The 8,698-nt window shown below is 69.5% G+C and carries 9 protein-coding genes; 2 read left to right on the top strand and 7 right to left on the bottom strand.

What is annotated here, in order from left to right:
- The 7 genes from ABZ646_RS33485 to ABZ646_RS33455 all read right to left on the bottom strand — a co-directional run.
- On the bottom strand, window positions 1-610 hold a 610-nt coding region (locus tag ABZ646_RS33485), incomplete at its 3' end, for an aminotransferase class V-fold PLP-dependent enzyme (protein WP_360527342.1).
- A gap of 1 nt (window position 611) precedes the next feature.
- A complete protein-coding gene (locus tag ABZ646_RS33480; protein ID WP_360527339.1) occupies window positions 612-1,931 on the bottom strand; it encodes a pyridoxal-phosphate dependent enzyme in 1,320 nt (439 codons plus the stop codon).
- The gene (locus ABZ646_RS33475; protein WP_360527336.1) at window positions 1,928-3,409 is read right to left on the bottom strand and encodes a Y4yA family PLP-dependent enzyme; all 1,482 of its coding nucleotides are present in this window, start codon (window positions 3,407-3,409) and stop codon (window positions 1,928-1,930) included. Before ABZ646_RS33475 ends, ABZ646_RS33480 begins: the two co-directional genes overlap by 4 nt.
- 161 nt (window positions 3,410-3,570) lie before the next feature.
- Window positions 3,571-4,122, bottom strand: coding sequence for a GNAT family N-acetyltransferase (locus ABZ646_RS33470; RefSeq protein WP_360527333.1), 552 nt, complete (start codon window positions 4,120-4,122; stop codon window positions 3,571-3,573).
- 71 nt (window positions 4,123-4,193) lie between these two features.
- The gene (locus ABZ646_RS33465; protein ID WP_360527330.1) at window positions 4,194-5,699 is read right to left on the bottom strand and encodes a LacI family DNA-binding transcriptional regulator; all 1,506 of its coding nucleotides are present in this window, start codon (window positions 5,697-5,699) and stop codon (window positions 4,194-4,196) included.
- Between the two features lie 39 nt (window positions 5,700-5,738).
- Window positions 5,739-6,107 (bottom strand): helix-turn-helix domain-containing protein, encoded by a 369-nt coding sequence (locus tag ABZ646_RS33460; RefSeq protein ID WP_360527348.1) that lies wholly within the window; start codon window positions 6,105-6,107, stop codon window positions 5,739-5,741.
- 74 nt (window positions 6,108-6,181) lie between these two features.
- Complete coding sequence (locus tag ABZ646_RS33455; protein WP_360527327.1) at window positions 6,182-6,439, bottom strand: helix-turn-helix transcriptional regulator; 258 nt, start codon at window positions 6,437-6,439, stop codon at window positions 6,182-6,184.
- A 506-nt stretch (window positions 6,440-6,945) separates the two neighbouring features.
- Between ABZ646_RS33455 and ABZ646_RS33450 the strand changes: the two genes are divergently transcribed.
- Window positions 6,946-7,869 carry a hypothetical protein gene (locus ABZ646_RS33450; RefSeq protein ID WP_360527324.1) on the top strand — a complete coding sequence of 308 codons (924 nt, stop codon included), beginning with the start codon at window positions 6,946-6,948 and terminating at the stop codon, window positions 7,867-7,869.
- Window positions 7,866-8,564, top strand: coding sequence for an ATP-binding protein (locus ABZ646_RS33445; protein WP_360527345.1), 699 nt, complete (start codon window positions 7,866-7,868; stop codon window positions 8,562-8,564). Before ABZ646_RS33450 ends, ABZ646_RS33445 begins: the two co-directional genes overlap by 4 nt.
- Window positions 8,565-8,698: the final 134 nt, after the last annotated feature.

Genomic DNA, 8,698 nt, shown 5'->3' with positions numbered 1-8,698 from the left:
CCTGCCGTATCCGGTGCACGTTCATGTCGACGCCGTAGACGTGGTGCACATGGGTGGTGGCGACGAAGCGGGTGCGGGGGCCGACGAGCACGGCGAGGGCCCGTGGGTCGTAGTCGCCGGAGCTCGCCTGGTACGGCAGCTGCCGGACCCTGATGTGCACGCCCTGGCGGGCCAGCAGCTCTCGCGCCTCCAGCCACGGCGACAGGTTCGCCTGATGGTCGGCGAACGGGACGACGATCTCGTCCCCGTCCGCGAGAAGAGCCGGCAGCCAGTCCCGGGCGACCATGCGCAGCCCTTCCGTGGTCCCGCTGGTGAAGTGGACCGACGACCGCTCCGGGTCCGGGTCGCCCAGAAACGCCTTGATCCGGTTCCGGGTGTTCTCCACCAGTGCCGTCGTGGTGTTGGCCCAGGGATAGGAGCCCCGGCCCGCGTTGGCGTTGGACGTGGTCAGGTAGGTCTGTACGGCATCCAGGACCTGCTGCGGTTTCTGGGCGGTGGCCGCGTTGTCCAGGTAGGCCAGGTGCGGGTGCTTGACGATGATCGGGAACTCGGCACGCAACGGACGCTGCCACGCGGCCAGTGCCGCCAGTTCCGCGGCGGGATCAGCCATGTCAGTCACGCACCAGCGGCGCGCCCGCGTCCCGCCAGGCGATGATGCCGCCGGCCAGGCTGCGCACGTCGGGGTGGCCCATACGGGTGAGCAGGGCCGCGTACCGGGCGGACTTCTCACCGACCGGGCAGGCGAGCAGTACGGGCTGTCGTTTGCTGAACGGCAGTCCGCCGCGTACGAGTTCGTCGAAGAGCTCGTCGACGATGTTCATGGAGCCGTCGATGTGGAGTGCCGCGTACGCGAAGGGGCCACGCAGGTCGACCACGAGCGGGTGCTGCTCGGCGATCCACTTCTGGGCGTTCTCGACGTCGATGACCGTCGCCGTCCGGATCTCGGTGTCGGTCAGTGTGGTGGGCGAGTTCTTCGCCGGAGGGCGGCCCAGCAGGTCAGGGCGGCGTTGCCGGACATAACCGACGTAACTCTCCACCCGGTCGCAGACGATGAACACCGCTGACCTGCGCTGCGTCAACTCGGCGTCGAGCGGGCGGAGATGACGGACCGCTCCGAAGTAGGCAGCCCCACCGGTGGGCCCCGCGAGCAGGCCGCAGCGGCGGAGCAGGGTCAGCATGCCGTCGATGGCCTCGTCGGCACTCACCGCTTCCAGCGAGTCGTAGGTGGCCGGGTCGAAGATGCCGACTTCCTGTACTTCGTCGAGGGTGCGGATGCCGGGGATGAAGTCCGCCTTCTGCCCGACCAGTCCGACGACGCGCACCGCAGGGTCGTGCGCACGCAGGGCACGGGCCACGCCGGTCGACGACCCGGCCGTGCCCACACAGGCGATGAACCAGTCGGGGGACCGGCCGTCCAGGTCCGCGATGATCTCCGGGCCAGTTCCGGTGGCGTGCGCCTCGGTGTTGAGGACGTTGAAATACTGGTCCGTGTGCAGATGTGCGCTGCCGGGGCGGCTCAACTGCTGGTGGAAGAGTGTCAGCGGATCGTCGGTGTCGGTCGGGTCGAGGCACTCGGTCTGTCCGGGCAGTTCCTCGATCTCGGCGCCGAGCAGCAGGAGCAGCTCCTTGATCTCGGGGATACGCATCCGGTTGGTGACACTCTTGAACGGAAGCCCGTGCAGGCCGGCGATGAGGGCCAGGGCCTTGGCGGTGTTCCCGCTGGACAACTCCACGATCGTCTCGCCGCGCTCCTTGGCCCCGGCGATGTCCTGCCGGGTCATGCTCCACGCGGCCCGGTCCTTCAGCGAGCCAAAGGGGTTGAGCATCTCCAGCTTGGCGTAGAGGTCGACGTTGCGCAGGCCGTGCACGGCCGGGTCGATGCGGACCAGCGGTGTGTTGCCGATGGCGTCGGTGATGCTGTCGTACCTCATCCTTGCGGGTCCCCCGTACGTGTGAGCGGCCAGTAGTGCTCGTCCAGACACCAGTGCCAGTGACCGCCCTCCTGGCGGACGGCCGCCTTCCGGGCGACGGGCTGCTGCTGTGCGTGCGTGGCGCCGAAGTCCATGCAGTAGCCGGCCGTGTTGGCGAAGGCGAGAAGATCGCCGGGCCGCGGCAGGAGGGGCAGGAAGACCGTTCGGCGGGTGATCAGATCGGCCTCTAGGCACAGGTTGCCCATGAGATGCACGCGCACCGGGCCCGCCGCGACGGGTGGGGGCGCGTCGCGGGGCAGGACCACGGGATCCATGAGCACGCCGTGGTCTTCCAGACCCACGTCACCCGCGTTCATCGCGAGGCGCACCATCCACTCCCCCGTGTCCGTGGGCCGTACTTCCAGGACCTTGCCGAGGGTGAGCCCGCACTGGTCGGCCAGGGCCCGGCCGGGCTCGACATAGAGGTCGTAGAGGCTTTCCAGGAGCAGGGTGCCCAGGGGGCGTTCCAGGCTCGGCGCCGGGTGTGAGAGCAGCGCGTCGAGGTACGCTGCGCCGGTGACGGGCCGATGCGCCGGGTAGAGGGTCAGGGCGCCCCGGAGGGTGCCGTTCTCGACCCGGAGGCCGTAGCCGTGCCCGTCCCGGGTCAGGGGTGGGCGGCTGCCCATGACGGCGTGAGTGAGCTCGGTCGTGTAGCGCTCCCACTGGGGTGCGTGGGCCAGGTAGTTGACGCCGAAGCCACCGCCGACGTCGATCGCTCGCGGCTGGAATCCCTGGATCCGCAGCTCCTCCATGGCCCGCAGACACCCTTCGAGGGCGGTTGCCTTCTCGTCCAGGCTCGTGGTGTCGAGGTGGTAGCCGACACCGATCGGCTCCAGCGCCTCCCGGTGACGGTCGAGGATGTCGACCAGGTGGTGCAGGAACTTCACGGACGTGCCGAAGCGGCTCCTGCGTGAGAGCCGTCTGGGGCCGGACGTCTCGAACCCGGACAGGCGTAGCAGGACGCGCAGACGCGGGAGTCCGTACGCGCGGGCCAGGCCCGCGACCTGCTCCAGCTCCTGAGGGCCGTCGATGTTGAGGACCGCTCCGCTGCGCGCGGCGAGCCAGAGGAATTCCGGGTCCTTGGGGCCGGTCGCCATGATCCGGTCTCCCGTGAACCCGGACCCGAGCGCATGCTGCAGTTCACGCAGCGATGCGGCATCGAGTGCCGCATCCGTCGTGGTCAGCCGTCGTACGAGGGCGCTGGAGCGGTTCGCCTTGTGTGCGAAGAAGATCTGTCCGGTGAGCTGGTGGCGGTCGAAGACCGTCCGGAAGCGCTGCGCGTTTTCAGCGATCTGGTCCGGCAGGATGATGTTGAGAGGCGATCCGAGCGCGTCCACGAGGGTATGCAGAAGCGGTGCCGACTCCAGGAGCGCCGCTGTGCGCGGTTCCAGCCTCGGTTCCAGGTACAACGGGTCGTCGTACAACGGGTCGTCGCTCATACCAGCTGTTCCTCCCCGCCGAGGAAAACGTACCGGTGTCGGCAAACGGTCATAACGACCGTAACCCCCACCGGGCCTTCTGTGACCGGCCCGGCGGGGCAGCAAACTGTTTCCCGACCGTTTCCCGACGTCCGACGGCTGGATCGGGACGGTCGGAGGGGTCAGAGAGCGAGGCTCATCAGGATCTCGTCCCGGTCGTCGCCCGGGGCGATCCGCAGCGCACCGGGCCATCGGCCGACTTCCACCCAGCCCAGCCTGCGGTAGAACTCCTCCAGGCCGACACCGCCTCGGGCCGAGAGTGACAGCCGCTCCAGACCCATCTCGTCCCGCGCGACGTCACGGACGCGATGCATCAGCGCGACGCCGATTCCCCGCCCACGGAAGCGCGGATGCGTCTGGACGTGGTTGACGGTGCCGCAGTGCGAGCCGAGCGGATGCGGCTCCCGGCGCAGGACCAGCCAGCCGGCGAGCGAGCCGCCGACGGCGGCGACGAGCAGTCTGCCGTGCCGGGGGTGCAGTGCGTGGACGAGCCCGTCGAGCACGGGGGTGACGTCGCGTGTGCTCACCGGCAGCGGCGGGAACTCGGTGGCGAGGACCGCGCCGCCGGCGTTGGCCACCGCCTCCCAGCAGTCGATGAGCTCCTGTCTGAGGCACGGGGTGACGTCGCCGGGACGGGTCAGCTGCAGGAACTCCGAGGACTGGTGCACCGTCATGTTCGTCAGCCTCGCAGAGGCGCGCTGGTCAGTGCACTCCGCGTTCCTCCGTCGGCGCCCACCGGAGACCCCTAACCGCGTGCCCTCAGCAGCCGATCCAGTACGGCTACGGGCGAGCGGGGATGCAGCGAGCGGCGGGCATCCAGCGCCGCTTCCCAGTGCTCGGTCAGGCCGGCCATGAGGCGCTTCCGCATCCCAGGGGTGACGTGTGCGTAGCGGGCTGAGACCGATCCGTCGATATGGCCCATACGTTCGTCCATGAGGACCTTCTCGGTGCCGAGGTCCTCCATATGGGTGCGGTGGGAATGGCGCAGGCCGTGCGGCGTGAGGCCCTTGGCGATGGGCAGCCAGCAGGCATCGGCACGATCCTGGGCATTGCGGCCACGGACCGGGACGCCGGGCCAGGGATCTCCGAGAAGAGGTACGGGGCGGGCCTCCTGGGGTGCCTTCTTCGGGTACCAACCGGAGGCGGAGGGCGTGAACAGCCACGTGGCGAAGCCGTTGCGGCGCCAGTGAGCGGCGTTCTCGGTCGGGATACCGCCACGGACGAAGTTCAGCTCGACGATGGCGAGTTCCATGCGGAGCCGGGTCTCCCTCCGTACTCGCTCCGGGTGGTTGAGGACGTTGGACACCGTGCCGGTGGAGACGTCCACACGACGGGCGACGTCCACGAGCTTGGCGCCCTGGTGGCCGCCGGTGCGAGCGGTGCCCTGGCCCCGGAAGACGTATCGTCTGCCGTGGCAGGGGCACGGGGTGGGCTTGGTACGGGCGACATGGTCGGCGATCAAGGACGACAGCCAGTCCATCGTGTCGATGGTTCGGTAGCTGTCGTCCTTGGGCGGGCAGCGGATCAGCTCGCCGGAGTCCAGCTCATACAGCTGGTGCTCGACACGTAGGGAACCGGCACGGGCGAACTCGGTCTCCAGGCCGACGATTTCGCCCCACCGCATCCCCGTGTAGCCCTTGGTGACCACGGCCACGAACTCGTCGTCGCGGCCGGACAACAGGGCCGCGCGTTCGGCGATGAGGAGCATGCCGAGCGGATCGGTGATGACCTTCTCGGGGCCGCGGTCACGAGAGCGGCCGGCACGCTTGCCGCGTCCGCGTCGCTTGGCCGCCGGGTTGGCGGCGATGAGGCCCTCGTCCATGGCGTCGGCCAGGATGAGGTGGAGCGTCGAGCGCCACGTCTTGACGCTGGACGCGGCGTAGAGGGCCTTTTCCCTCTTCTCCCAGCCGTCCACGTCGGTGCGGAGGATGCCGGCCAGGGCCTTGTCCTCGAACTCGGGGAGCAGGTGCTCCTCGATGTGGCGCCGGTAGTTCTGCATGGTGGACGCGGCAAGGTCCTGGGAGTCGTACCAGCGGCTGGCATACTCGCCGAACGTCTCCTGTCCGGCCGCCGGGTCACGCCAGGTGCCGCGTCGGATCCTGGCCTCTTCCTCGTCCGCGGCCTGCTTGGCCTCCCGCTTGGTGGCGAACTTGACCACCACGCCCGTCGGGTCGACGACGGTGCCGTACTTGCCCTCGCTGACCTTGTATCTGCCGCGCCAGTAGCCGCTGCGCTTCTCGGCGAACCCCACGCCTTCTGTTCCCTCCTCTCTCTGATGTGCCGGGTACGGCTAGGCGGCAGTGCCGTACTGGGCCCTGCGGGGCGGTCGGGCCCTGAGGCGTGGGGCGGGGGACATGGAGGGCCGCGTCTGCGCGGGTGCGCGCGACGGTGTCGGAGTCGGCTCGGACGGGCTGGCCGGGGACGGCGCTCGCTGTGGCGCCGGCTCCTCGTGGATCCGGATGATCTCGGCGAGGTGGTCCGCGGTGAAGCGGTAGGCGCGGCCGACTCGCGTGTGCGGTATCAGGCGCCGGCGCGCACGATCCTTGACCCACCAGTCCGAACAGCCGAGCGTCTCGGCGATCTCCTCGGGGCGGTACAGACGAGGCAGGGCGGCTTCGCCCTCCGTTCGGTGTGGAAGGCGTGCGAGGGCTGGGGGCATTGCGGGGTGGGGCAAGGGGGGTGGGTCCTTACTTCGGGGACGGGCGCTCGATCAGCGGCAGTGGGCGGCCCGTCTCAGGTGACGCCCGATCCCTGCAACAGCACGAGGGGCGAGACGAGAAGGGCTTCGGCTATGGCGACGAGGTCGTCGATGTCGCAGCGCCGCTGGGCACGTTCGATTCGGGACAGCATCGTGTTGGACATCGGACGGCCAAGGGCCGTGATGCGGTCGGCCAACTGACGTTGGGCGAGGCCGCGTTCGGTGCGGAGGATTTCGATGGTTCGGGCGGTCCGCATTCCTGCCGGACCGATTTCCAGAGAACGTGCTGCCATGGCTCCATTTGTAGCTTGCATTCGCCGGTTTGGTTAACCGGCGATCGTCGGCTATGTTGCGCCCGCCCGGTCGGCGAGCAGAGGGGGAATTCCAACCCCCACTCCCATGTCGTGCCGCCTGGCAAGACACCCAGATGCACTTCTGGCGTGGGGTGTTGTGTTGTAGCTTCGCTGTCGCCAGCCCGTCAACAGCTTCCCGATGTGATGCTTCTGGCTCGGCCTGCGGGGCAACTATTTGGTCAACCGGCGATCGTGCCCTACGGTTTTCCTCCCGCCCGCTTTCCAGTCTGTTTTCCCGCGGCCTTTCTGCCGTGAGAGATTGCGCCGGATCGGGCTGGACTTGCGTGGCCGGGGTGTGGCTATGTTGACGACGCCCCGGAAACACAATCGGGGCTCGGCGCCCGCCCCGCGCCGACAGCCCACCTGCTTCCCCGTTCGAATCCCACCCGACCGACGGTGAGCCGTGGTGTCCGCCCACAGGCCACCGAGTGAGGACCGCCCCGCTCTTGGCACGAATCCGCACCATCAAGCCCGAAGCCTTCGTCTCCGAGTCCCTGGCCGCCGTCTCCCTGACCGCGGAACGCACCTTCATCGGCCTGCTCACCCAGGCCGACGACCAGGGCCGCCACCGCGACCACGCCGCGATCATCGCGGGCCAGTTGTGGGTCCTGCGCCCAGAGCACACCCCGTCCGATGTCGAGACGGACCTCGCCCAGCTCGCCGACGCCGGGCTGATCTGCCGCTACACGGGACCCGATGACAAGCGCTACTTGCATGTCGTCACCTGGAGCAGGCACCAGAAGATCAACCGGCCGAGCAAGAGCCGGATCCCCACCTGCCCGCGACACGACGCCTCGGCCGGAGCCACGCCGAGTGCCACGGCGGCCGGCTTCGCTGAGTCCTCACTGCCGCCTCACGGCCACCTCCGTGAGGACGCGCGAGAGGTGCACGAGCCCGCACGGATTCCCGATACCGATGACGAAGCCGCAGGTCAGGGCGGATTCAGGGAACCTTCCGTGAGGACTCACGGAGAGCACACGGAGCCGACGGTGAAGCCTCACCGTCCGGATCTAGGACCTAGGACCGTGGATCTAGGAGGTACCCCTTCGGGGGGCGCAAGCGCCCCAGCACCCGACACCGTCTCGGCCAAGCAGCTCATCGCCGAGTACGTCGCCGCGTGCAACCACCGCCCGCCGGAGGACTTCCTGGGGCATCTGGGCCGGCAGGCGCGCAAGCTGCTCGCCGAGGGCATCGCCCCCGCACACATCCGGATCGCCCTCGAACGCCATCGGGTCAAGGGGCTGTCCCCGAGCGTCCTGCCCAGCCTCGTCCACGAGGTCATGAACGCCGCCTCCCCCGCCACGCCGGCAGCCCACAGGGCTTGGACGAACCCCAGCGACATCGTCGCCGCCTACGGAGATGAGCTCTGACCGCCACCCTCACCCGCGCGCCCCAGCGCGTCGGCCCTCTCGCCGACCGCCTCAACGGCATCCTCGCCAACCGCGGCATCGACCCTGCCGCCGCTGCCGCCCAGGAGCCGACACCCGAGCCGGTCACCGCCCTGGAGCTGGCGGACGCCCGCATCCCCGCCCGCTACCGACGCGCCCTGGCCGACCACCCCCAGATCACCGCCTGGGCCGACCAGATCGCCGGAGCAGGACGCCCCGGCCCGGGCGGACCAGGCATCGCCGAAGGGCCGTCGCTGCTGATCGCCGGCCCCACGGGTACAGGCAAGACCTACCAGGCGTACGGCGCCGTCCGGGCCCTCCTGAGCCGCGGCGTCCGCCTGCGCTGGGAGGCCACCACCTCCGCCGACCTGCACGCACGCCTCCGCCCCCGCGCAGGCCACGACGGCGAACGGGATCTGCAGACGCTCGCCCGCTGCCCGCTGCTCCTCCTGGACGACCTCGGCGCGGCCAAGACCAGCGAGTGGACCGAGGAGCTCACCTACCGGCTCATCAACCACCGGTACGAGCACATGCTCCCCACTCTCATCACCACCAACCTCCCCACCGCCGAGCTACGCACCGCGCTCGGCGACCGCGTCGCCTCCCGCCTCGCCGAGATGACCGAACGCGTCATCCTCACCGGCCCCGACCGACGCCGCACCGCGCCAGCCGTCTGACCGGCCGACGCTCCCTCCCGCACCGTCTCGCACCGCCGACCCGCGCTTCCGCCTGCCCTCGAACGTGAGGGCCCCTTGGAGAGCCTCTGCATGACACCTGGCACCACCACGCTCATCAACGCCAACGGCAACGG

Origin of the sequence: Streptomyces sp. NPDC007162 (assembly GCF_040634175.1) — a bacterium.
In the GTDB taxonomy this organism is placed as follows: domain Bacteria; phylum Actinomycetota; class Actinomycetes; order Streptomycetales; family Streptomycetaceae; genus Streptomyces.
The sequence above is the reverse complement of the archived record's forward strand: the minus strand, read 5'-3'. Positions and strand labels throughout refer to the sequence as shown.

What these genes read in the sequence shown, in the direction of transcription:
- ABZ646_RS33480 (WP_360527339.1), bottom strand. Translation starts at nt 1,931, where the DNA reads ATGAGGTACGACAGCATCACCGACGCCATCGGCAACACACCGCTGGTC.
- ABZ646_RS33475 (WP_360527336.1), bottom strand. Translation starts at nt 3,409, where the DNA reads ATGAGCGACGACCCGTTGTACGACGACCCGTTGTACCTGGAACCGAGG.
- ABZ646_RS33470 (WP_360527333.1), bottom strand. Translation starts at nt 4,122, where the DNA reads ATGACGGTGCACCAGTCCTCGGAGTTCCTGCAGCTGACCCGTCCCGGC.
- ABZ646_RS33460 (WP_360527348.1), bottom strand. Translation starts at nt 6,107, where the DNA reads ATGCCCCCAGCCCTCGCACGCCTTCCACACCGAACGGAGGGCGAAGCC.
- ABZ646_RS33455 (WP_360527327.1), bottom strand. Translation starts at nt 6,439, where the DNA reads ATGGCAGCACGTTCTCTGGAAATCGGTCCGGCAGGAATGCGGACCGCC.